The organism is Saccharopolyspora pogona, assembly GCF_014697215.1.
Classification (GTDB): domain Bacteria; phylum Actinomycetota; class Actinomycetes; order Mycobacteriales; family Pseudonocardiaceae; genus Saccharopolyspora; species Saccharopolyspora hattusasensis.
This window is the reverse complement of the sequence record NZ_CP031142.1, coordinates 4318418-4340555: the sequence shown is the minus strand read 5'-3', so window position 1 is coordinate 4340555 and position 22138 is coordinate 4318418. Positions and strand designations below refer to the sequence as shown.

Annotated in this window: 22 protein-coding genes and 1 pseudogene; 8 read left to right on the top strand and 15 right to left on the bottom strand. The window is 67.8% G+C overall.

Annotated elements, in window-relative coordinates:
* Window positions 1-294: 294 nt before the first annotated feature.
* Window positions 295-1011, bottom strand: coding sequence for an aminotransferase class I/II-fold pyridoxal phosphate-dependent enzyme (locus DL519_RS19760; protein ID WP_223839292.1), 717 nt, complete (start codon window positions 1009-1011; stop codon window positions 295-297).
* A gap of 24 nt (window positions 1012-1035) precedes the next feature.
* Window positions 1036-1158 (bottom strand): hypothetical protein, encoded by a 123-nt coding sequence (locus tag DL519_RS48830; RefSeq protein WP_263399674.1) that lies wholly within the window; start codon window positions 1156-1158, stop codon window positions 1036-1038.
* Between the two features lie 128 nt (window positions 1159-1286).
* Between DL519_RS48830 and yczE the strand changes: the two genes are divergently transcribed.
* On the top strand, window positions 1287-1988 hold the full coding sequence (gene yczE / locus DL519_RS19755; RefSeq protein WP_223839291.1) for a membrane protein YczE: 702 nt from the start codon (window positions 1287-1289) through the stop codon (window positions 1986-1988).
* Window positions 1989-2447: 459 nt separating this feature from the next.
* Here yczE and DL519_RS19750 read toward each other — a convergent pair.
* The 3 genes and pseudogenes from DL519_RS19750 to DL519_RS46885 form a co-directional block, all read right to left on the bottom strand.
* Window positions 2448-2869, bottom strand: a pseudogene (locus tag DL519_RS19750) (hypothetical protein); the annotation flags it as partial.
* Between the two features lie 674 nt (window positions 2870-3543).
* Window positions 3544-3846, bottom strand: coding sequence for a hypothetical protein (locus DL519_RS46890; protein WP_223839290.1), 303 nt, complete (start codon window positions 3844-3846; stop codon window positions 3544-3546).
* A gap of 38 nt (window positions 3847-3884) precedes the next feature.
* Window positions 3885-3971, bottom strand: a complete 87-nt coding sequence (locus tag DL519_RS46885; RefSeq protein WP_223840325.1) for a LysR family transcriptional regulator — start codon at window positions 3969-3971, stop codon at window positions 3885-3887.
* 627 nt (window positions 3972-4598) lie between these two features.
* Here DL519_RS46885 and DL519_RS19740 point away from each other — a divergent pair.
* Window positions 4599-6158: an acyl-CoA dehydrogenase family protein gene (locus DL519_RS19740; protein WP_190816954.1), complete on the top strand. Its 1560-nt coding sequence runs from the start codon at window positions 4599-4601 to the stop codon at window positions 6156-6158.
* Between the two features lie 68 nt (window positions 6159-6226).
* Here DL519_RS19740 and DL519_RS19735 read toward each other — a convergent pair whose 3' ends face one another.
* The 7 genes from DL519_RS19735 to DL519_RS19705 all read right to left on the bottom strand — a co-directional run bounded on the left by DL519_RS19735 (window position 6227) and on the right by DL519_RS19705 (window position 14671).
* Window positions 6227-6775, bottom strand: coding sequence for a GAF domain-containing protein (locus DL519_RS19735; protein WP_190816952.1), 549 nt, complete (start codon window positions 6773-6775; stop codon window positions 6227-6229).
* 31 nt (window positions 6776-6806) lie between these two features.
* A complete protein-coding gene (locus tag DL519_RS19730; protein WP_190816950.1) occupies window positions 6807-7379 on the bottom strand; it encodes a GTP-binding protein in 573 nt (190 codons plus the stop codon).
* Window positions 7360-7722 carry a DUF742 domain-containing protein gene (locus tag DL519_RS19725; RefSeq protein ID WP_223840324.1) on the bottom strand — a complete coding sequence of 121 codons (363 nt, stop codon included), beginning with the start codon at window positions 7720-7722 and terminating at the stop codon, window positions 7360-7362. Before DL519_RS19725 ends, DL519_RS19730 begins: the two co-directional genes overlap by 20 nt.
* Window positions 7722-8162 (bottom strand): roadblock/LC7 domain-containing protein, encoded by a 441-nt coding sequence (locus DL519_RS19720; RefSeq protein ID WP_190816948.1) that lies wholly within the window; start codon window positions 8160-8162, stop codon window positions 7722-7724. The genes DL519_RS19725 and DL519_RS19720 overlap by 1 nt, the downstream gene beginning before the upstream one ends.
* A 59-nt stretch (window positions 8163-8221) precedes the next feature.
* On the bottom strand, window positions 8222-10120 hold the full coding sequence (locus DL519_RS19715) for a sensor histidine kinase (RefSeq protein ID WP_190816946.1): 1899 nt from the start codon (window positions 10118-10120) through the stop codon (window positions 8222-8224).
* A 799-nt stretch (window positions 10121-10919) separates the two neighbouring features.
* Window positions 10920-11792, bottom strand: coding sequence for an ABC transporter permease (locus DL519_RS19710; RefSeq protein ID WP_223840323.1), 873 nt, complete (start codon window positions 11790-11792; stop codon window positions 10920-10922).
* A gap of 53 nt (window positions 11793-11845) precedes the next feature.
* Window positions 11846-14671 (bottom strand): alpha/beta fold hydrolase, encoded by a 2826-nt coding sequence (locus DL519_RS19705; RefSeq protein WP_223839289.1) that lies wholly within the window; start codon window positions 14669-14671, stop codon window positions 11846-11848.
* Window positions 14672-15200: 529 nt separating this feature from the next.
* Here DL519_RS19705 and DL519_RS19700 point away from each other — a divergent pair.
* A complete protein-coding gene (locus tag DL519_RS19700; protein ID WP_190824081.1) occupies window positions 15201-16178 on the top strand; it encodes a TerC family protein in 978 nt (325 codons plus the stop codon).
* A gap of 173 nt (window positions 16179-16351) precedes the next feature.
* Here DL519_RS19700 and DL519_RS19695 read toward each other — a convergent pair whose 3' ends face one another.
* The 3 genes from DL519_RS19695 to DL519_RS19685 all read right to left on the bottom strand — a co-directional run bounded on the left by DL519_RS19695 (window position 16352) and on the right by DL519_RS19685 (window position 18784).
* On the bottom strand, window positions 16352-17008 hold the full coding sequence (locus tag DL519_RS19695) for an RES family NAD+ phosphorylase (protein WP_190816941.1): 657 nt from the start codon (window positions 17006-17008) through the stop codon (window positions 16352-16354).
* Between the two features lie 40 nt (window positions 17009-17048).
* A complete protein-coding gene (locus DL519_RS19690; protein ID WP_190816940.1) occupies window positions 17049-17633 on the bottom strand; it encodes a DNA-binding protein in 585 nt (194 codons plus the stop codon).
* Window positions 17634-17803: 170 nt separating this feature from the next.
* Window positions 17804-18784 (bottom strand): chitinase, encoded by a 981-nt coding sequence (locus DL519_RS19685; protein ID WP_223839288.1) that lies wholly within the window; start codon window positions 18782-18784, stop codon window positions 17804-17806.
* A gap of 199 nt (window positions 18785-18983) precedes the next feature.
* On the opposite strand from DL519_RS19685, the gene DL519_RS19680 reads away from it, so the two are divergent.
* The 5 genes from DL519_RS19680 to DL519_RS19660 all read left to right on the top strand — a co-directional run bounded on the left by DL519_RS19680 (window position 18984) and on the right by DL519_RS19660 (window position 22003).
* Window positions 18984-19820: a class I adenylate-forming enzyme family protein gene (locus DL519_RS19680; RefSeq protein ID WP_190824079.1), complete on the top strand. Its 837-nt coding sequence runs from the start codon at window positions 18984-18986 to the stop codon at window positions 19818-19820.
* Between the two features lie 25 nt (window positions 19821-19845).
* Window positions 19846-20601: an SDR family oxidoreductase gene (locus DL519_RS19675; protein WP_190816938.1), complete on the top strand. Its 756-nt coding sequence runs from the start codon at window positions 19846-19848 to the stop codon at window positions 20599-20601.
* A 101-nt stretch (window positions 20602-20702) separates the two neighbouring features.
* The gene (locus DL519_RS19670) at window positions 20703-20945 is read left to right on the top strand and encodes a hypothetical protein (protein ID WP_190816936.1); all 243 of its coding nucleotides are present in this window, start codon (window positions 20703-20705) and stop codon (window positions 20943-20945) included.
* Window positions 20946-21030: 85 nt separating this feature from the next.
* On the top strand, window positions 21031-21648 hold the full coding sequence (locus DL519_RS19665; protein ID WP_190816934.1) for a TetR/AcrR family transcriptional regulator: 618 nt from the start codon (window positions 21031-21033) through the stop codon (window positions 21646-21648).
* Between the two features lie 193 nt (window positions 21649-21841).
* Window positions 21842-22003 (top strand): AbgT family transporter, encoded by a 162-nt coding sequence (locus tag DL519_RS19660; RefSeq protein ID WP_223839287.1) that lies wholly within the window; start codon window positions 21842-21844, stop codon window positions 22001-22003.
* Window positions 22004-22138: the final 135 nt, after the last annotated feature.

Genomic DNA, 22138 nt, shown 5'->3' with positions numbered 1-22138 from the left:
GCAAAATTACGCCCACCACGGACCGTGATCGATCGATCACGGCTGAGATGGCCACTGGCGGACAAACGGCGGCGATCGAGACTGATTTGGTACTTCGGTTCAGCCGTTTTCGCCGAAAACGCAACAGGCTCGTAGGCGGCACGAACGGTCCGTTCGCTTCACAGCACCTTCCAAAAAAGCCTCAACAGTGCCCAGAAGCACTCACGGGCCGCAGGTTGGGACGAAGGAGCCGGAGCAAGTTGCTCCGCACTATTTGTCCAAAGTGGACTTGTTTGGTGGCGGATGGCCACCCGGTCATGCCAGTGCGGACGGCGGGGTGTCCGCGCGTCGCCCGGCGCGGACGGCCGCGAGCGCTTCCGCGATGCCGTCGATTCCCGCCGTCATGGCCGCTGCGTCCAGGGAGTAGGGCAGGCGCACGAAGCGCTCGAACGCCCCGCCGATCCCGAAGCGCGGGCCGGCCGCCAGGCGCACGCCGAACTGCGGCGCCACGGCCGCCAACGCCGAGCTGACCGGCTGCGGGAATCGGGCCCACACCGACAGGCCTCCCACCGACCTGCCGATCGTCCAGTCGGGCAGGCGCTCCGCCACCAGGTCCAGCAGTAGGGCGCGGCGCCGGCGGAGAACGGCCAGCCGGTCCGGCAGGATCCGGTCGATCTCGCCCAGCAGCTCGACGCAGGCGAGCTGTTCCACCACCGGCGTTCCGAGATCCGTGCTGGTGCGCGCCTGGCCCAGTTGCTGGACGAGGTCGGCGTCCGCGCGCACCCATCCCACCCGCAGGCCGCCCCAGAAGGTCTTGGCCGCCGAGCCGATCGTGATTACGCCCGGGTGGTGCGCGGCGAGCGGCACCGGGGGATCGACATCCAGGGCGAGTTCGGCCATCGTCTCGTCCACCACCACCGGGCAGCCGAGGCGCAGCCGCGAACGGTCAACTTCGGACAGGCACAGGCCGGTCGGGTTGTGGAAGTCCGGCAGGAGGAACGCCATCGCGGCGCCGCGAGTGGCAGCCGACAAGCTCTCCAGGTCCCAGCAGGCGGATCAGGTCGGTGAGCCGTCGGTGCGCGGGCCGGACCAGTCGCCCAGCAGGCGGGCGAGCGCGTGGCTGCTGGCCTGCATGGCCTGTATGGCCTGTATGGCCTGCATGGCCTGCATGGCCTGCATGGCCAGAGTCTACGATCTGGCCCTTTCTTTCGATGCCAGATGCCTTGCACGATGTGGCCGTGATGATCCGCGTCGTCGGCGCGCGGTATCTATCCCGAGAACCCCCCGGACGGATGCTGAGGAAATTCGTGGCTTCGGTTTCGCACGAGAAGAGCGGGCACCACTTCGTGGCGCGGCGGATGACGGCGGGCGAGCAGCTCCGCGCGGATAAGAAGTCCTGGCGGCTCCCGCAGCTGCTGGTGGGGCTGGTGGGATACGGGACGGCGCTCACCTTCCTGGTCGATTCGTCTCTGGGGGTATCCAGCTGGAGCGTCCTCGCGGAGGGGATTTCGCTGCAGACTGGGGTGACGTTCGGGTGGGCGACGAACCTGACGGCCGTCGCCGTCCTGCTCTGCTGGATCCCGCTGCGGGAACTCCCGGGGCTCGGCACCCTCTTGAACATCGTGCTCGTCGGAACATCCGCCGACTGGGCGGCGAACTTCGTACCTGCGCCGACTTCCCTCATACAGCAGCTGGTCCACTACTTCCTGGGGCTGCTGATGCTGACCTTCTTCGACGCGGTTTACCTGGGCGCCCGGTTCGGTTCCGGGCCGCGGGACGGCCTGATGACCGGCGCCATGCGCGCCACCGGCAAGCCGATCTGGGCGGTTCGCACCGGGATCGAGGTGATCGTCCTGGCCATGGGCTGGGTCCTAGGCGGAACCGTCGGATTCGGAACGGTGCTGATTGCGCTCGTGATGGGCCCGCTGGTCCAGCACTTCCTGCGCTTCACGACCGTCCGCCTGGACGGTGACGATGCGGTGGGGCGAACGGGCCGTTCGCCGCGATAGGTGGAGCGAACGGGCCGTTCGCCCCTGGCTCAGGCGAAGGCGCTGAACCAGAGCGAGGACTACAAGGAGGGGGTGGCGGCCTTCCGGGAGAAACGCCCCGCACGGTTCGTAGGTCGCTGACGTTGCCCGCGGCGTAGGGGCCGACCGCTAGTACCAGGATTCTCGCGGCGAGCCATTTCCGCAGGTCACAGTTCGTGAGTGACGAGCCGGGCTCTATCCCGGCTAAGCACTCACAAGCGGTGACGAGGCACAACGCCCCGGGGTTCAAAGACAGGCGCTGACTGCTAGCCCAGACGGACTTCCCGGGCAAGGAATTTCCAACCCTTGGTTGTAGCTGTCGACTGCATTTCAGAGGCCAGTGATGGACTTACCGACGATCAGGTTATTCATCTCGCGGGAACCCTCGAAGGAGCAGACCGACTCCGCGTCGGAGAAGAACTTCGCGATCTCGTAGTCGAGGACGTCCGCGCTCTGCACGGTGCGCAGCGCGATCTTGCGCTCGATCTTGGCGGCGGTGAACCCGGGCGTGCCCTTCTCCACGACGAAGCCCTTGACCTGGTTTCGGCCTCGTCGCGAGCTCAGACCACGATCAGGTCGGCGAAGGTGCCGTTGCCGATCACGGCGAAGAGGTCGTGGAAGCCGGTCCAGGTGAAGTCCCGCGGTGGGAAGAGGCGTTGCAGGAACAAGCGCTTCGTGCCGTTGAGCACCTACTCTCCACCATTCTCAGCCTCGCTCGAGCGAAAGGTGCCCCCTCCTTCGTGGCGCGCCGTGGTGCGCATGCCGCCGGCGACGTCCGAACCGCCCTCGGGCTCGGTCAGCGCGAACGCCCCGATCTTGGTCATGCCGGCCATGTCCGGGATCCAGCGGTCGCGCTGTTCCTGCCGTGGCCATGTCGACGACGCGGGCACCGGCCAGCGGTTTGGAGCCGCTCGATGCGGGGTTCACGGAGGTTGTCATCACCGCTCTTGGGAGAAATCCGGTTCATTTGCTTCACAAACTACGTTAGGGTTGGCGGGAGCGGTGTTTCAATTGATCAGTGGCACCGATGCGTGAACAATGGCGTGACCGCAGCGGTCGCGCCATTTGCGGGGACGGAATCAGCGTAACGCCGATTTTGCTCGTTCGATCAATCGTCGCAGGTCGGGTTGGCCTTCGGTGCGATCGCGGCGTCAGATCATCCCGGTTGCCAGGCTAGGGGCGAAATCATCGGAAGGTGGCACCACTGTGTTCTCGGCGCGATGCTTGTGCATTCCGCTTTCCGGTTCCAGTATTGATGGAGAATGGTTCCCCATTCGTGACCAATTCGCTGGTGCTTTCGTAGTCGCCGGTGTTGAGCGTGATGTGCCGGCGGATTCCGACCGCTTCGAGCCGGGCCAGGAGTTCTCCGTAGTACCCCGGCAGCATCCGCGGCACCGGGCTGACGTAGGTGTGTGGTCGACCAGTTCGGCGAGCGAGACCGAGCTGCGGGAGCCGAACTCCGCCGCCGGCAGCATCGCGCCGAGCGGTTCGCGTATCGGTTCGAACGCCTCGATGCCCTCGGCGTGTACCGGCAGGTTCACCAGCGCCATCGCGAGTTCGCCGCGCTGTACGCCGGCGAGCAGGTCGTTGCTGCCGCTCGGCCAGCGCTTGATGTCGCACTCGGCGGCGCACTCGTCCTCGACGCCTTGAGCCGCTGCCGCATCGACGAGTGCAGGCCGGGCGGGATGCCGATGTAGACGACGGCGCGCTGTGGGCTGACCGCCTCGTGCAGCCGCCACGGGATGTCGTCGAGGCGGCCGAGCACGTCCTTGGCGATCGGCAGCAGCGCCGCGCCGGCGTCGGTCAGCTGCACATGGTGCGAGTCCCGCTCGAACAGCACCGCACCGAGGTCGCGTTCCCTGTCCCGAACCCGTTGGCTCAGCGGGTCGCCATGTGCAGCTGCCGGGCGGCCTTGGAGAAGGACAGATTCTCCGCAACCGCCACGAAATACCGCAGATGGAACATTTCACCGACCAGCAGGTTACTCCGCCGATCGTGTGGTCGAACGCGGCCGGGTTGAGTGGCGGATCTTCGAGGTGATAATCACCTAGACTTGATTGTTCGCTTGCTTGCGCGGCAGAATGTTGCGCTATGTAATGGAATTCGCCTAGAGCACCTGTTTCGTCACCCAAAAGGATGTACCTATTAGGAGCAAGAAGAGCTATTTTGTCCTTACTTTTCGTAGGCGAACGTAAGCAACGGGCCACCGCGGATCGGAGATGCGCATGAACGCCGCCTTGCCGCTTCGGGTCCCGGACCTCGAAGGTCGTCGGCCTGATCGCGTCAAGGCCGAAGGATCTCCGGTGTCCGATTTGGCGCCACCGGCGCTTCCGTCAGCTGGCTGGGCATCGTCGCCTCCGTCGTACCGGCTCGGCCGGCGGCAGGAGTTCGCGGGCCGAGCGGTCATCGGCCGTGGAGTCGCCTTTACGCCGTAAGACACTTCACAACTCACCTGCGTGGAATCCGTCCTGCAGGGAATTTTTCGCGCCCCGACTTCCGGAATCCGGCGAGCACCGAACCCCAGCCTGGCCGGCTTCCCTCGTCGTGGTGCCTTGAAGATCGTGTGCTCAGCGGTCCTCATAGGAGGAATCTATGGACTCGACCGACAAGGACGCACCGCCCTGTGGTGCCGTGTCGGATGTGCTGGAGTTCCTACGGAGGTACAGCAGGGAAAGACTCGACTCGCGGAGAATGGACGAGCGCCGGTCGTTCTCGACGTCGCTGATACCGGACTTGGCTTCTGCCGGACTGTTCGGCTTGCAGATCCCCAAGAAGTACCAGGGGCAGGACCTCTCCCACTCCGACGCGCTCCGGGTGATAACGCAACTCGGCGCGATCGACGCGAACCTGATGGTCCTGACCGCTGTGCACAACACCCTCGGGGTCCCGCCGGTTCAGCACTTCGCTCCCGAGGCCGTGAAGACGGCGATCCTGCCCGAGCTGGCGCAGGGCAAGCGGCTGATCACGAGCGCGATCAGCGAACCTGGCATGGGGTCGAACGTGCGCGCCATCTCGACGCGCGCAACCAAGCAGCCGGACGGGTCCTATGTGATCAACGGCAACAAGCAGTGGATCAGCCTGGGCGCGGATGCCGCTTACGTCAATGTGTTCGCCCGGCTGACCAACGAACTCGGTCAGGACCTGGGGATCACCGGTTTCCTGGTCGATACCGCAACCTCGGGATTCGTGGGTGGGCCGGAGGTGATCACGCTCGGGCTGAAAGCGGTCCCGCAGAACAGCCTAAACTTCCAGAACCTGAGGGTCCCCGCGAAGTCCCTGCTGGGCGTCGAGGGCGAGGGGCTGCTCGCCGCGAAGACCGCATTCATGCAGGGCCGGGTCGTCCTCGCCGCGGGCAGTCTGGGCGCGGCGATGCGGTCGTTGGAGCTCGCGCATCGCTTCGCCCAGCGGCGGGAGGTCGCCACCGGGAATCTGGCGGAGAACGGCCGGATCCAGCAGATCCTCGCCGAATGCGTGGCCGCCACGCAGGCCGTCGAAGCACTCGTCCAACACATCGCCGGCCGCTTGGACGCAGCGGAAGGCGTCGCGGAGGAATTGTACTTCGCTGCGAAGATCCTCGGATGCGAGCTCATGTGGCAGGTGGTGGACCGGAGCTTGCAGCTGCTCGGCGCGCGCGGTTTCGTCGACACCAATGTCGTCGGCCAGTTCTTCCGCGACTACCGGCTGTTCCGGATCTTCGAAGGCACAACCGAGGCTGTCACCGTCTACCTGGGAACCAGGTTCCTCGCCGCGCCGGAGCGGTTCGGCTCGTTGCTCGACGAGTTCGATGTGGCACCGCAGGTGCAGGAACTTGCCACTGGGGTCGCCAAGTTGACGACCGCGCCGATCGCGGACGTGAAACAACGGCACGTTCTCGCCAACGCCGTGGGTGAACTGGCGTGCTGGACGATTCTCGCCGGCGTGACCAGCGAGACGAGTTACCAGTCCGAAATCAGCGCCCACACCGCGGCATGGTGCGAGCAGCGTCTGCGCGAGCGCTTGCGCGCCGCGGAGCGGGACTTGCCCTTCGTGGACCTGCCCACGGTGGACGCCATTGCCGGGCACATCGCCGGCTTTGACGCCGTCATCGGCAATGTCGAACAGCGCCGCCCAGGCGATCAGCACGATCTCGACGTGCTGCTGCGGCGCGGCTGACCTTGACAAGATCGGGCCAGGCCGCAGGGAATCACGTGCGGCCTGGCCCGATCACCGGCTCAGTTCCCTCAGAGTTCCCGATCGCGCTGGTGTATCAGCTGCATGCCTTCGCTCGCGAGCGTCTTGATGGCGTGCAGGCCATCGCGTCCCCATGGCCGGGGCTCGCTGTCGATAACGCAGAGCGTGCCGAGCGCGACGCCGGTGCGGTCGATCAGCGGCGCTCCCAGATACGAGCGCACGTTCATCCGGTCCACGACGTCGTTCCCGGCGAATCGCGGGTAGTCGCAGACGTCCTCCAAGACCAGCGCCTTTCCCCGGGCGATGACGTGCGGGCAGTAGCCGGTTTCCAGAGGCGCGGAGCGAAGATCGTCATCGGAGGCGTCAGGCGGTGCCGCGCTCACCGAGAACAGGCCGCCCAGGTACTGGCGCGTGGTGGTGATGAAGTTGACCATCGCGTTGGGTACGCCGAGGGTGCTCGCGACGTGCTTGGCGAAGGCGTCGAATTCTGGTTCGGCATGCTCGCCGAGCCCGAGCTGCCGCAAGCGCGCCGCTCGCTGCGGCCCGTTGTTGTCCACGGGGGTGAAGTGGCGGTAGCCAGCCGTATCGAAGGTGGTCACGAGGGCTCCGTTTCCGCTGTGCGTATTTCGTCTACAAAGGACGGTTGACGAGAACGTGCTTGGTCAGGCGAGCCAGCACCGAAGCCGCTGAGCGCCGGTCGCGGGCGTCGCACGCGACGATCGGCACGCGGGGCTTGATGTCCAGCGCCTCCCGAACCTCTTCGGGCTCGTAGTGGAAGCCGCCGTCGAAGTGGTTGACCGCGACGAGGAAGTCGATGCCGCGTCGTTCGAAGAACTCGACCGCGGCGAAGCAGTCCTCCAACCTGCGAGTGTCGGCGAGCACGACCGCGCCGAGCGCGCCGTTCACCAGGTCGTCCCACATGAACCAGAACCGCTCCTGCCCGGGGGTGCCGAACAGGAACAGCACGATGTTCTGCGGGTCGAAGGTGATGCGCCCGAAGTCCATCGCGACGGTGGTGGTGGTCTTCTCGCCGACCCCGGCCAGGTCATCGGTGCCGATGCTGGCGATGGTCAGTGTTTCCTCGGTCGTCAGCGGTTCGATCTCGCTGACCGACCGGACGAAGGTGGTCTTCCCGACGCCGAACCCGCCCGCGACGAGGAACTTGAACGCGGTCGGGAACAGTTCAGAGTTGTTGGAGACCATGGAGCAACGCCTCCAGTTGTGCTCGGTCAGGCATGTCATCGGGCAGTCGGGTGGTGACGGCTCCCCAGTCGATGAGGTCGGAGAGCAGGACCTTGGTGACCACAGCGGGCTGGTGCAGGTGCGCCGAGACCTCGGCGACCGACGTGGCGAACCGGCAGAGCTCGAGCATCTTGGCGTGCATCGGCTCGATTCGTTCGGGCGTCACCCGACCGGTGGACCGGACCATCGACTGCAGCGTCAGCGTGGCGCTCGGCTTGGTCCGGCCGTTGGTGAGCGAGTACGGGCGCAGCAGCGGCCCGGCCTCGTTGTCCAGCCAGGGTTTGTCTGGCGGAATCGACATCATCACCCACCCATCTCGCCCGCGCGTGACGCGGCGGTGGGCTGCCGCATGGGTGTGGCGAGGTGCGACGGGACCTTCTTGACCAGCTGCGCGATCTCGTAACCGAGCACGCTGGCGTCGGCGTCCTGGTAGGCGAGGACGACGAGGACCGCGCCGGGACCGGCGGCCGAGACGAAGAACACGAGGTCGTCGAACTCCACCACGACCTGGCGCACCCCGTCACCCGCGCCGAAGCGCATCCCGCCGTTGCGGGCGAGGGAGGACTGCGCGGCGGCCCACGCGGCGAGCGCGTCCGCCTCGTCGGCGTCCAGGCCGTGGTAGTACCGCTTTAGTCCGTCCGTGGACGCCAGCAGGGCACAGCGGGTGTGCGGAACCCGCCGGAGCAGGCTGGCGAGCAACCAACCGAGGTCCGGTGTCTGGCCAGCGGGCAGGTCATTGGCCATGGGTAAACGTCTCCTTGAGATCAATGCGGTGCGAAGGGGTGACATTGCACCCATGCGGGTCAAGCGCTGTGGTCGCCCGGATCGTCGCCGTCGCTGGTGCCGCCCTGGACGCCTTTCCGGTAAGCCGCCCACAGCCCGGGGTTCGGGCCGCCACGCGGTCCGTCGGAGTTCTTGGGCCCGCCGGCGAGCTGGGGCACCACGTACGTCTTGGAGCGGTCGCGCTTGGGCAGCGGGGGACGCTCGGTGTTGGCCGTGTTCTGGACTGGTGCACCTCCGGCCGCAGCGGTCTCGGGCACGACTCCCATGCGCCGTCCGTACCGCGCACCGTTCGAAGCACCGTTCGACGCACTGTTCGACGCGGTGGGCGGTTCCACGTCGAGGTGGCCGAGCAGGCTGTGCTGCTCCGTGCGAGGAGCCCGGTGCACCCCGCGCCGCCCGCTGGAGCGTTCCCGGTCGAACGTCTCGAAAGAGTTGAAGGTCGCGAAGGTCTGCGTGTCCGCGCCGGACAGCGCTGGAACGGCGGCACGGCTCGGCGTCGGTTCCGGCTCGGGCTCCGGCTGCAGCTCCGTCGCCAGCTTCGGCTTCGGCTGCCGCTTCGGGGTGGCGGCCAGGGGCGGTGCGGCGACCGCGCTCGGAGCGGACCCGGCCGCCGCGGCGACCGCGCTCGGAGCGGACTCGACCGCCGCGGGAGCCTGCTCCGGCTCCTCTTCGTCATCGCCCAGCAGGCTGCTGGGGATCACGACGTGGGCGTCAGTGCCGCCGTACATGTTGTTCTCGAGCTCGACGGCGACGTGGTGCCGCTCGGAGAGCTGGGCGACCACGTACAGACCGATTCGCCCGTCCTTGAGCCGCTCGTCGCGGTCAACCGCGCCGGGATCGCCGAGCAGGGCGTTCAACGTGGCCCGCTCGTCCGGCTCGATGCCCAGCCCGCGGTCCCGGATGTCGATGGCCAGCCCGGCGGTGACCCGCTGGGTGCTCACCGTGACCTGCGTGTCGGGCTCCGAGAAGGCGGTGGCGTTCTCGACGAGCTCGGCGATCAGGTGGATCACGTCGGCGACGGCGTGACCGTGGAGGGTGCCGTCGACCGGCGGCAGCACCTTGACCCGGGCGTAGTGCTCGACCTCTGCGACGGAGGAGCGCAGGACGGTGTACATCGGCACCGGTCGGCTCCACTGCCGCCGCGGCATCGAACCGCCCAGCACGGCGAGGCTTTCCGCCTGCCGGCGCATGCCGGTCACGAGGTGGTCGACCGCGAACAGGCCCTTGAGCAGGTCCGGGTCCTCCACCAGTTGCTCGAGCTCGTCGAGCCGCTGGATCGCCCGGTGCGCGAGGGACTGGACGCGCCGCGCGATGTTCGCGAACACCGCGACGCCGGGATCAGCACTTGCGCCGGCATCGAAACCGGCACCGGAAACCTGCTGCATGCGGGCCACGGCGAACTCCGCCGCGGCCTGCGCCTGCCGGATCTCGTAGGAGAGCAGCTCGAAGGGATGGCTGCCCGCGGCGGGTTCGTCGGCCGGCCACCGCGGCGCGGGCTGCTCGCCCGCGCGCACCTGCTCGACCAGTTGGGGGAACTCGGTCTTGCCCTGCTCGACGGTGGAGCGCAGGTCGGTGATCCACTGCTGCGCGTGCTTCGTGGATTCGTCGAGCCGCCGTTCGGCGAGTGCGGCGGAATCGTTGGCGTGATCTTCGATCGCGTTCGCCGTGGCGCGGGAACGGAAGACGGCCGTGACCAGAATGATCACGCAACCTGCGAGCCCGCCGCCGAGCACCGAGTACTGGAGCACGGGCTCGGGGTTCGTGGTCAGTACGGCTGCGGCGGCGATCCCCAACGCGGTCATGGCGCCCAAGTGCACCATGACCAGCCGCAACAACCGACTCCGCAGGTCGTCGTCCGTGCTGCGCCCCGAAGCCGGCGACTGCTCGGAATCCGTGGCGGGTAAAGGGAACTCTGACATCAGCGTCCTTGGTACGGGGGAATGATCGGCGACGGGCACGGGTGCCTGTGGTTGGGGGCGTCACCGCTGGGACTACTGGAGCTCACTCATTGATCAACTAATCACCGATGGTGATCCTAGCGACATCAATGGCGGCTGAATAGGTAGGGGGTTTGACCCATTGGTGCTCCGCGTATTACTGGCCGTGACATGGTGAAACTCTTCGTTGAACTGGCGGAATGTCCGCCTCGGGAGGTTCGGGCGCGGCTTCCGCCGAAGGCCCGCGCGGTCACCGCGCGGCCCAAGCGGGCGAGTCTCGCCGATGTCTCGGATTCTCCGCCGAGATGTGTCCTGACCGGCGGAGACGAGCGTTCGAGATCGTCCCGGCTAGCACTGGCGGAGCGACCGACTGGCGATTGTGATCTTACATTACTCCATTCGGGTGCACCTTGATCCTGCGGTCGGATCCATCGGCGCACGGCCGGCCCAATCGGAATGATCTTTCCCGAATCGCAATTGGCCCGACCCTTTTGGCGTCCTGACGGCACCTGAGTCGAGGTCGATTCCGGCTGGTCGGCGTATGGTCTGCGCCAATTGAAGCCAATCCAGGCCGGATTCTTCCCGGACCGGTTCGGCGCCGATTGAGATACATCCCGTCAACAAGCGGAACCCCACGACTCCGCATCGCCCGACGCACGGTGCGCAGGCGCTCGCACGGGAGAAGGTGGATGCAAGCGATCCGCCGATCGGACGCCGGGCCCGGTGCGGCTCGCCGGCCGTGAGGCCTCCGGGCAGCAACCAGGAGGACTCACGGTGGCGGTCAGCTGGTGATGTCCTTCCTGTGGAAGCGCCAGATCGCGAGGGTGGTGAAGACCGCCGCGTAGGCCAGGGCGGAGAAGGCCCCGTGCGCCATCGCGGTCCAGTCGACGTCTTCGCTCAGCAGGTCCGAGTAGGCCGTCGAGTAGTGCGTCGGCAGGTAGTCCCGCAGGTCCCCGAGGGCCGTGATCTGGTCCAGGATCGCCGACAGGATCGAGACCACCACCGCGCCGCCGACCGCGCCCAGCGGTGCGTCCGTGCTGACGCTCAGGAACAGGGCGAGCCCGGCGATCCAGGACAGGTGCACCGCCAGGTACGCGGTGGCCACCGCCAGGTTCACCACCCCGCCCGGGAACGGCACCGCTTCACCGGTGGTGCTGATCAGGTCACCGCTGCCGAACCACACCAGCCCCACGCCCAGGGCGACCGCGGACAGCAGGATCAGCCCGAAACCCGACAGCAGCGCGGAAACCACGGCTTTCTGCCGTAGCAGCCGGGTGCGCGGGACCGGCGCGGCCAGCAAGAACTTCAGGCTCGACCAGGACGCTTCGCTGGCCACCGTGTCGCCGAAGAACAGCGCCACCACCACGACCAGCAGGAAGCCGGTCGAGGCGAACAGCGTGAACACCGCGAAGTTCAGGCCGCTGGAGGTAGCCATGTCCGCCAGGGTCCGGCCGCCGCGCCGGCCGTCGTCACCGATCTCGAAGGCCAGCAGCAGCAAGAAGGGCAGCACCACCAGGAAACCCAGTGCCAGCCGGGTGCGGCGGCGCCGCAGCTGACGGGCCAGCTCCACCCGGACCGGCAGCGTCCGCTTCGCGCGGTAGCCCTCGACGCTGCCGTCGGGCTGGGACGAGTGGCGGCGGCCGGAACGGACCATCGCCGTCTCGGCCGTGTCCAACTGCCTGACCTTGGGCGCTTCGGCGTCGTCGGTCACCGGTGATCCTCCCCGACCAGTTGCAAGAAAGCGTCCTCCAAACGCCGCCGCGGCCCCACCTGGTGCACCGCGATCCCGGAGGCGACCAGCACGTTCACCGCCACCGCAGCCGAGTGCCCGGCGAGGTCGGCGTGCACCAGGTCGCCGTCGGTCTCCACCGGGCCGAGCCCCTCGATGGTGCGCAGGGCCTCGGCCGCCTGCTCCGGCTCGTCGACCCGGAAGGTTGCCTCGCCGTCGACCGACACGATGTCGGCCACGCTGCCCGCCGTCACCAGCTGGCCACTGCGCATGACCACCACGTGCGTGCAGGTCTGCTCGACCTCGGCGAGCAGGTGGCTGGACACCAGCACGGTGCGGCCGGTGGACGCGTAGCGGCGCAGGATCTCGCGCATCTGGTGGATCTGCGGCGGGTCCAGCCCGTTGGTCGGCTCGTCGAGCACCAGCAGCTCCGGCAGCCCGAGCATCGCCTGCGCGATCGCCAGCCGCTGCTTCATGCCCTGGCTGTAGGTGCGCGCCGGGCGCCGGGCGGCCGTGCCGAGCCCGGCGATCTGCAGCACCTCGTCGAAGCGGGCCTGCAGCATCGGCCGCCCGGTCGCCGCCCAGTAGTACCGCAGGTTGTCCAAACCGGACAGATGCGGCAGGAAACCGGGCGTCTCCACCAGCGAACCCACCCGGGACAGCACCGGAGCCCCGGGGACCAGCCGGTGGCCGAACACCCGGATCTGCCCGGAAGTCGGCGTGAGCAGCCCCAGCAGCATCCGCAGCGTGGTCGTCTTGCCCGCCCCGTTGGGGCCGAGTAGCCCGACGATCTGGCCGCGCTCGACGCGGATCGAGAGGTCCTGCACCGCCGCGGGCTTGTCGGGGTACGACTTGGTCAGCCCGGCGATCAGCAGCGGCGTGTCGGCCAGCAGCGGGTCGACGTCATCGGTGCTCTTGCGCCGGATCAACGAAAGCCCCCACGCCACCAGGGCCGCCGCGATGATGACGACGATGCCGACCAGCGGCGCCACGGGCACCGTGTTGGCGGTCGTCGTCGCGCCGCGCACCGACGGGATCGACACCGAGCTGTCGCCGGCCAGGCCGATGCGGTGCACCGCCGGTTCCCTCGGCACCGCGTACGCCTGGTCGGTGGTGGCCACCGCCAGTTCCAACCGATGACCGGTCTCCAGCGGGTGCACCACGCCCGGCAGGGCCACGTCCACCTCGACCGGTGTGCCGTCCGCGGGCAGGTCGGCGACGTGCAGCGGGGACACGGCGTTGCCGATCAGGCTGCGCTGCTGGTCTGGGCCGACGTCGTAGAGCTTGGCGAACAGCACCGCGTCGCCGGTCGAGGGCTGGCCCGGCACCGACGCCACCGAAAGGCGGGTCCGCGCCATGCCGGAGATCAGCAGCTGGCTGTCCAGCGGATCGGTGCGGAACACCGCTACCTGTCCGGGCAGGTCGCGGGCCAGCGACCGGCCGAAGCTGCCCGCGGCGTCCAGCATCTCGCCGACGCCGGGCAGCGAGCTGGTGGCGGCCGGGCTGCCACCCGGCGGGTTGACCACCCGCGTGACCGGGCCGCGCAGCTGCAGCGCGAAACGCGGCGTGCGCTCGGCCTGCACGCCGGGGTAGGCGGGCGCGGACACGGTGCGCACCGGGATCTCGCCGTTGCGCTGCGGCCGCCCGGCGATGTCGTATTCGAAGCCGGTGCCGGGGTCGGGCACCGGCGGAACCCCGCCGAGGTGGAAGGCGAACCAGTCCGCGATGCGTTCGCGCAGCGCCAGGTCGGGCGAGGCGCCGTCGTGGCCGCCGGCGAACCAGATCGTCTTGACCTTGCCGCCGGCGGCGGAGATCTGCCGGGCGTTGGCATCCGACTGGTCCAGGCCGAACAGGGTGTCGCGTTCACCCTGCACCAACAGCGTCGGCACCTTGATGTTGGCGGTGACGGACTTGGGGGAGACCCGGTCGAGCAGGTCCAGCGTCGCCTGCCCGGCCTGCCCGGTCCGCGCCACCTCGGTGTAGGCCTCGCACACCTGCGGCGTGAAGTTCCCGCAGGTCAAGGGCTGGTTGACGGCCTCGCTGCGGAAGCCGACCGCGCCGCCGTCGGACGGCGGTGGGGCCGGCGGTCGCGGGTCGGAGCGCTGTTGCGGCGAGCTTCCCGCCGAGAACAGCATGCCCGCCCAGGCCTGCTTGAACACGCCGTGATCCGCGGTGGCGCCGTCGGCCGGGGTGCTGCCGCCGATCCGGTCCCGCGAGGCGGCGTTGGGCAGCAGTGCTTGGCCGAGGTCGTTGTAGGTCATCAGCGGTGCGATCGCGTCGACCCGGGGGTCGGTCCCGGCCAGCAGCAGGCTCAGCGCGCCGCCGTAGGAGCCGCCCGTCACACCGACCCGAGGATCGCCTTCGCGGTCCCGCAGCACCTCTGGCTGGCGCGCGAGCCAGTCCAGCAGCTGGCGCGCGTCCGTTACCTCGTAGGAGGGGTCGTTCAACGCGATCTTGCCGGTGCTGCGGCCGAAGCCGCGGGAGGAGAAGGTCAGCACCGTGAACCCGCGGCGGACCAGTTCCTGCGCCTGGGCAGCGGTGTCGTCCTTGCTGCCGCCGAACCCGTGCGCGAGCAAGATCGCGGGCGCCGGGGTGTCCGCCGGGGCGAAAAGCGTGACGTCGATCTGCACCCGCTCGTTGCCTCCGGGGCCGTCCAGCACATCCACCAGCGCTTCCCGGGGAGCTTCCGGGGCGGCTGCTGGTTTTTCGTCACCGGGCCAGAGGAAAGCTCCGAGCACCACGAGGGCTATGCAAGACAGGGCGATCAGGGCGAGGCCCTTGCGGCGACGGGGGGATGCGGACACGCATTCGACAGTAGGGGAAGACGAAGGCACCGGTTTCGATCCAGACGCGGGCGAAGACAAGACGCTATGAAGCAGAGACCAAACAGCAACCGGACACATCGTCGTGCCCGGAGCCGAGGCCGTGCCGCATCCCCGCGTGCGGTCCCGGGATAGCCGGGTGGTGGTGATCATAACGATGATCGGGTGAGGCGCAATGATCTCGGTCCCGCCATCGGTGTGATCGCCGGTCGTTCTCGTTGTCGCTCAGAAAGGCTCACCGTACGGTTCGCCGCGTGATGTTCGTTGCTTGTGCGACCCCGGGGTGGTGCGCGGGACCGTGCATAAGTGACAATCTTGGCAACGGGAGGGGAGTATTCCTTCGCGGCGGTGTCGTCATCACGGAACTTGCTCAGACAAGCCCGGTGCCGTCGACCGGCCTGAGGCCGGTGGAAGAGACCTCCGGTACCTGGCGCATGCCCTGAACCGGAGGTGACGAATGGGTGCCGACTTGATGCTGCTCGCCCAGCAGACCCAACCCGCGACTGACCGACTGGACGTCCCGTGGTGGATCTGGGCGGCTACGCTCGGTGGCCTCGCCCTCCTGCTGCTGCTCGACCTCGTGATCGTGGACCGCAAGCCGCACGAGGTGACCACCGCGGAGGCTGCCAAGTGGGTCACCTTCTACGTGGCCTGCGCGATCGTGTTCGGGCTCGGGGTCTGGTTCTTCGGCGACTCCCACTTCGCGATCGAATACTTCACGGGTTACATCACCGAGTACTCGCTGAGCGTGGACAACCTGTTCATCTTCATGGTGATCATGTCCAGCTTCGCGGTCCCGTCGATCCACCAGCACCGGGTGCTGCTGATCGGCATCCTGCTGGCGCTGGTGATGCGCGGCATCTTCATCGCGGTCGGCGCCGCTCTGATCGCCCAGTTCGTCTGGATCTTCTTCATCTTCGGTGCGTTCCTGATCTGGACCGCGGTCAACATGGTCCGCAAGAAGGACGATGACGAGGAGTACGCCGAGAACGCCGTGGTCCGCTGGGTCCGCAAGGTGTCCCCGGTGACCGACGACTACCACGGCGCCAAGTCGAGCGTGAAGATCGACGGCAAGCGCCACCTGACCCCGATGTTCGTGGTGATCGTCGCGATCGGCAGCGCAGACCTGCTGTTCGCGGTCGACTCGATCCCGGCGATCTTCGGCATCACCCAGGACCCGTTCCTGGTCTTCGCCGCCAACGCGTTCGCGCTGATGGGGCTGCGGCAGCTGTACTTCCTGCTCGGCGGCCTGGTGGACAAGCTGGTCTACCTGTCGGTGGGCCTGGCGGTGATCCTCGGGTTCATCGGCATCAAGCTGATCTTGCACGCGTTCCACGAGTACCACCTGGTGCCGGAGTGGCTGGAGATCACCAACTGGATGTCCCTGTCGGTGATCGTCGTGGTGCTGGCCGTCACGACCTGGGCCAGCCTGGCGAAGTCGAAGAAGGACGCCGAATCCCAGGACGAGGAAGCGGCCGAGAACGCCTGATCCGCAACGAAAGTGCCCGGAGTTTCAAACGGGAACTCCGGGCACTTTCGTTTTCGCTGGGGCTGGCGCCGAGAATATGTCTCGGCATTTGGACCTGGGATCCCGCACAGTGGAAAGGCCTCTGTGGTTCTCCGGCGCGCACTGCCGCGCAAAACGGGCCTGGAAAACCGAAATCAGTCCAACAGTGTGTAGCTGAGTTCTTTGCACACCCGTCCCAGGGGCACGTCCAGGCCCGGGTGGCTCAGCGGGAGAAGGACGTCGGGGGAGTCCGGGAGGGCCGTTGCCGCCGGCGGATCCCAGAGGCACAGCGACGGGTTGCCCGCGTCCATCGAAGAGCGGTACCAGAGGCCGTCGAGCTCCGGGTAGGCCGCGCGGATCCCGCGCGCCCACGCTTGGGTGCGCAGCTTGGGGCCGCTGCTGATCGCTTGCGAGGCACCGGCGCGGGTGGGCCACAGGCCCGTCAGGTCCAGCAGCCGGAGCGTCCGACGTGGACGGAACAGGACCAGGTGCGGGCTGCGCGTCCGGCGGTCCACTGTGGAGGTCGCCTGGTAGACCTCGGCGATGCAGGTCTGCACCGACAGCGAGAAGTACAGCACGCCGTGCTCCCGGGTGACCGTCGGGCCGCCCTGGGTGTTGGGCAGGTGCGGGTCGAACCTGGCGTGCGGTAACGGGCCGGCGTAGCGGAAGCTGTTCCACTGCTGGGGGTGGTTGCCCCCGGAGGTGAACACGCGCACGAGGCGAGTGCCGGCGGGCACCGCGATCACGTCTTCGGTGCGCCGGAGTATCGCCTGCAGCGCAGCGGGCGCAGGCGGCTGTGGTAGCCGTGCCATGGACGTCCTGGGTTGGGGTCTCGAAGGTTGGGAACGGGGCTCAGGCCGGGGTGCCGATCGTGGCGGCGAGCTCGGCCACCCGCTGCGGGTCGCCACCGGCCAGTAGCCACTCGCGCGGGCTCGCCGGCCGGTCCCCGATTTCGAGGTCCTCCTGCGGCGTGGTCATGAAGTTGGCCAGCACGAGCGCCGGTTGGTCGACGGGCATCAGCGCGAGCACGACGTCCAGCCCGGGCAGCACGTCGGTGTCGCTGAACTGCCACGCGGGCAGCCGCCATCCGCCGCGATCTTTCCAACCGATCAACCGTCGTTCGCTGATGCGGTGCCGGATCCGGCTGCTGTCCACTCCCACCCGGTCCGCGGCCTGGTTCACCGACAGCGCGGTGTCGCGCAGCACGGCCTGTTCGGCGACGGTCCGCGCGCGGGCGTCGGCTTCGGAGTCGCTCAACGGCGTCAGGTCCAGGCCTGCTTCGGTGAGCGCGAGTCGTTCCGCTTCGGTGAAGTGCGCCCCTGGGTCCACCTGCGGCGAGGTGAGCTTCTTAGCGGCGTCCTCGACCAGGGTCAGGAATTCGTTGGCGGTGACCTTTAAACCGGCCCGTGCCAACACGGTTTCCAGCGCGGCTGACATGACTCCAGGGTAGCGCGGTATAGCGGAAATGTGTGCGCGAACGTGCGCGTAGTGCGAAGTATCACTTTTCGTAGCATGTGGATTGCGCACCGTGACGGACTCGCGGCTCCGGTCGGGGTGTTCTTTGGCGTGATCGTGGATCTGAAGACCCCGACCGGAGGCGGATTCGGCTACGGCAGGCTGTCCAAATGGGTCCGAACCGGATCCGAGAAAGCATTGCCACTGCTGGCGTCCCAGTTGATGGACCAGGTCATCACGCCGCTGATCTCGGGGTGCGGCTGGTCCGGGGTGTACCGACCGCAGTCGTTGGCCGCCGCCAGGCAGCTGAGCGCGTTGTTGACGATCGACGGATCGACGTACCCGCTGCCGGCCGCCGAGGCCGCCGCCGGCAGGCCCAGTGAAACCTGGTCAGGCCGCAGCACCTTCAGCAGGCTGCACGCCTGTGCGGTGATGAAGTCGGCCGAGCCCTGGCTGTAGACCTGGCCGTCGCAGCCGTTCATCGAACCCGAGTTGTAGTACTGGGTGTGCACGACCGTGAGGATGTCCTTGACGTTGTCGATCAGCTGCAGGTAGGAGCCGCCGGACTGCACGTCGAGGGTCTGCGGCGCCATGGTCAGCACGAAGCCGTCGCCCACGCGTTCGCGCAGCTGGCGGATCGCGCTGGTCGTGTTGGGAACGTTGAGTCCGTACTCCAGGTCAATGTCCAACCCGTTGATTCCGTAATCAGTTAAGATTTTTTCGACCGAGTCGACAAAATTTGCGACATTCGCCTCGCTGCCGAGGTCGACGTTTCCTTTTTCGCCGCCTATTGAGAGCACGAATGTCTTGCCCTCGGCCCGCTTCGCGGCGATGTCTGATTTGAGCTGCTCGTCGGTGTAGCCATCGAGTGCGGTGGACAGCTCCGGGTCGACGTTGAAGGTGACCACGCCGGGTCGGGCCGAGTCGGCATTGCCGAATGCCAGTGCGATGACGTCGTAATTCGGCGAGATGTCGCTGATCTTCAGCGGCTTGGCGTTGTTGACGAAGTTCTGCCAGTACCCGGTGAGCTGGTGCTTGGGCAGGGCTTGCGGGGTGGCGGACGAGCCGGCGGGGACGAATGCGAGCGCGGCGGCGAGGACGGCCGCGGCGAGCGCGGCCATTCGTCTGGTCATGCGGGCCTCCGTGGGGTGAGAGCCGGATGATGTTCTCGCAAAATGGACTGGACCAGTTGGCTGGTCAAGGTTTTGGCGAGGTTGCGAAGCCGGAGTTGCGCCGGTCGGAGCAAGGTGGTGCCGCCGAGGCTTGACGAGACCGGGCGTGGGTCGTTGACTGGACGTACCGACTGGTCGGTCTCGATGTGGAGGTGGTGTGTTGGGCAGCGCGTACGACGAACGACCTTGGCCGGCGCTCTACGACGGCGAGGTCCCCGCCGAGATCGAGCCGCGGTTCGACAACATGCTCGAACTGTTCGCCGCTGCCCACCGGGAAAACCCGGACCACGTGGCCATCACCTACTCCGACGGCCGGATCAGCTACCGGGAGCTCGACGAGCTCAGCGACGGGCTGGCCGTCCACCTGATCGAACAGGGGGTCGGCCGGGGCGACCGGCTGGCCCTGTACCCGCAGAACGTGCCGCAGTTCGCGATCGCACTGCGGGCCGGGTGGCAGGCCGGCGCGATCGTCGTGCCGCTCAACCCCATGTACCGGCCCCACGAGCTGACCAAGATCCTCGCCGACGCGCAGCCGACCGCGATCGTCTCCTCCGAGCAGGGCTGGCACGACGTGCCTGGCCACCTCGCCGGCGCCGCTGGGGTGCGGGTCGCGGTCACCACCAGCGAGCTCGACCTGCAGACCCGCCACGACCCGCGACTGTTCGCCAAGCTCGAACGCCGCCCGGCCGCCGGGTGCGTGGACCTGCTGGCGGTCGCGCGGGCCAACGCCGGACGGCGGCCCCCGGAGATCGAACTGTCCAGTTCGGACGTCGCGCTGCTCGTCTGCACCCCGGGGACCAGCGGCGGGCCCAACGGCGCCACCAACACCCACGGCAAAGTCGTGTTCAACGCCGAAGGCATGCGGTCCCGGGTCAAGGAGCTCGGCGGCAACGGCATCTTCGGGCTCACCCGACCGGCAAGATCCTGCGCCGCCAACTGCGGGACACGCCCGCGAGACGGCCAAGGTCGCGCGCTGCCAGCGGCTGCCGCCGCGTGAAAACCCCGTGAGAGAAGGGAAACCGATGAGCAAGCGTTTCGACGGGCGGGTCGCGATCGTAACCGGGGCGAGCCGGGGCATCGGCCTGGCCATCGCCGAACGCCTGGTGGCAGAGGGCGCGAAGGTCACCCTGACGGCTCGCAAGCCCGAGCCGCTGGCCGAGGCTGTGCAGGGCCTCGGCGGCGCCGAGAACGCGCTCGGCATCCCCGGCAAGGCCGACGACGGGGAGCACCAAGCCGAGGCGGTCGCCAAGACCGTGGAGACCTTCGGCCGGGTGGACATGCTGGTCAACAACACCGGCATCAACCCCGCCTACGGCCCGCTGATCGACCTGGAGCACGGGATCGCGCGCAAGACCTTCGAGGTCAACGTGCTGGCCGCGCTCGCGTGGACCCAGCAGGTGTACCGCGCGTGGATGAAGGAGCACGGCGGCTCGGTGCTCAACGTGTCCTCCGTGGCCGGTCTGCGGCCCGCACCGGGGATCGGCTTCTACGGCGCGACGAAGGCGACGCTGGCGTACATCACCAAGGAGCTCGCGGTCGAGCTCGGCCCGGACATCCGGGTCAACGGCATCGCCCCGGCCGTGGTCAAGACGAAGTTCGCCACGGCGCTGTACGAGGACAAGGAGGACGAGGTCGCCGCGGGCTACCCGTTGAAGCGCCTGGGAATTCCCTCCGACATCAGCGCCGCGGCGGCGTTCCTGCTCTCCGAGGAGGCGTCCTGGGTCACTGGCCAGGTCCTGGTCCTGGACGGCGGCGTGACTCTGAAGGGCGGTGTGTGAGCGCGTGGCGATTTCGCGAGAAATTGACGTTCACCCGGGTGACGGTCAATTTCTCGCGAAATCGCCGCTGTCGAAGGCGGAACCAGACTCGCGGAAGGGCGGTGTGCGAGCTGCAGCTCGCCGATTCGGTCGTGGTGATCAACGATGCCGGCAACGGCAGCGCCGGCGAGGTGATCCTGGCGAAGGGCGCGCTCGAACCCGAGCAGGCCGCCGACGTGGTCGCCGACTCGCTGGACGGCGGGGAGTTCCTGATCCTGCCGCACCCGGAGGTCGCCGACTACTACGCGCTGCGGGCCGCCGAACCGCAGCGCTGCCTGGCATGCGGAAACTCCAGCGCAAACTGAAGTAGGGGCGCGTGTCGCCGCCGGTCCGCGCCAAGCCGGACCGGCAGGTCGATACGCTGAGTGGGCATCGACAGGGGAGGTTGACATGGCGCGGTCGGCGAACGGTCGCACTACTGCCGGACCGGCGGTGGGCGCCGAACCGGTTCCGCAGCGGTTGCTGGCCGTGGCCACGCGGTTGTTCGCCGAGCAGGGCTTCGAGATGACCTCGGTGCAGCAGATCGTGGACGCCGCCGGGGTCACCAAAGGGGCGATGTACCACTACTTCGGCTCCAAGGACGACCTGCTCTACGAGATCTACGCGCGGGTGCTGCGCGACCAGCACGCGCGGATGGAGAGCGCGGCGGCCAGCGACGCGCCGGTGCAGGAGAGGCTGCACGCGGTGGCCGCGGACGTCGTCGCCACGACGGCCGCCAACCTCGACGACACGGTGATCTTCTTCCGCTCCATGCACCTGCTGCATGCGGACAAGCAGGCGGAGGTCCGGGCGGAGCGGCGGCGCTACCACGAGCGGGTGCGGGCGTTGATCGAGGAGGGCCAGCTCTCCGGGGTGTTCCGGTCGGACAAGTCGGCGGACCTCGTGGTCGACTTCTTCTTCGGCGCGGTGCACCACCTCGGCACCTGGTTCCGCAAGGACGGCAAGCTCACGGGTGAGGAGGTCGGCGAGCAGTTCGCCGACCTCCTCCTGGCCTCCCTGCGCCCGTAAGCACGACGGGCGCGGTTGACGCGTCCGCGCCGGTTTCGTTCGTGTCGATCAATCTGCCGCCGGGGGGTGCGCGGGCCCGGCGCGGGGAGATTCGCTGCTGCTTGCTCTTCTCGTGAGATCCACCAGCAGGAGCAAGCATGAGCAGTGACACCCGCGCTGCCAGGCCATCGAGGATCGACCGCGCGCTGAACTCGTGGAACGGGTCGGCAACAAGCTCCCCGAACCGTTTACCCTGTTCGGCCTGCTCTTCCTGGTCGTGGTGGCGATGTCCACTGTGGTCGCCCCGGCATGGGCATCCACATCGCACCCTGAGCCCGAAAGAATTACGAGTGAAGGGCACCTTTGGCCAGCATAGCTATAGCCCGGATCCACCGGTGTTGTGGTGAAAGTTTGTGCAGGCGGGGGTCGTGTCGTGGTGGGGCAGATGCCCTCTGGCCTGGGATGATTGTTCTTGCAAGAGAGACAATCGGTTCCTGGATGAGAGGGCATC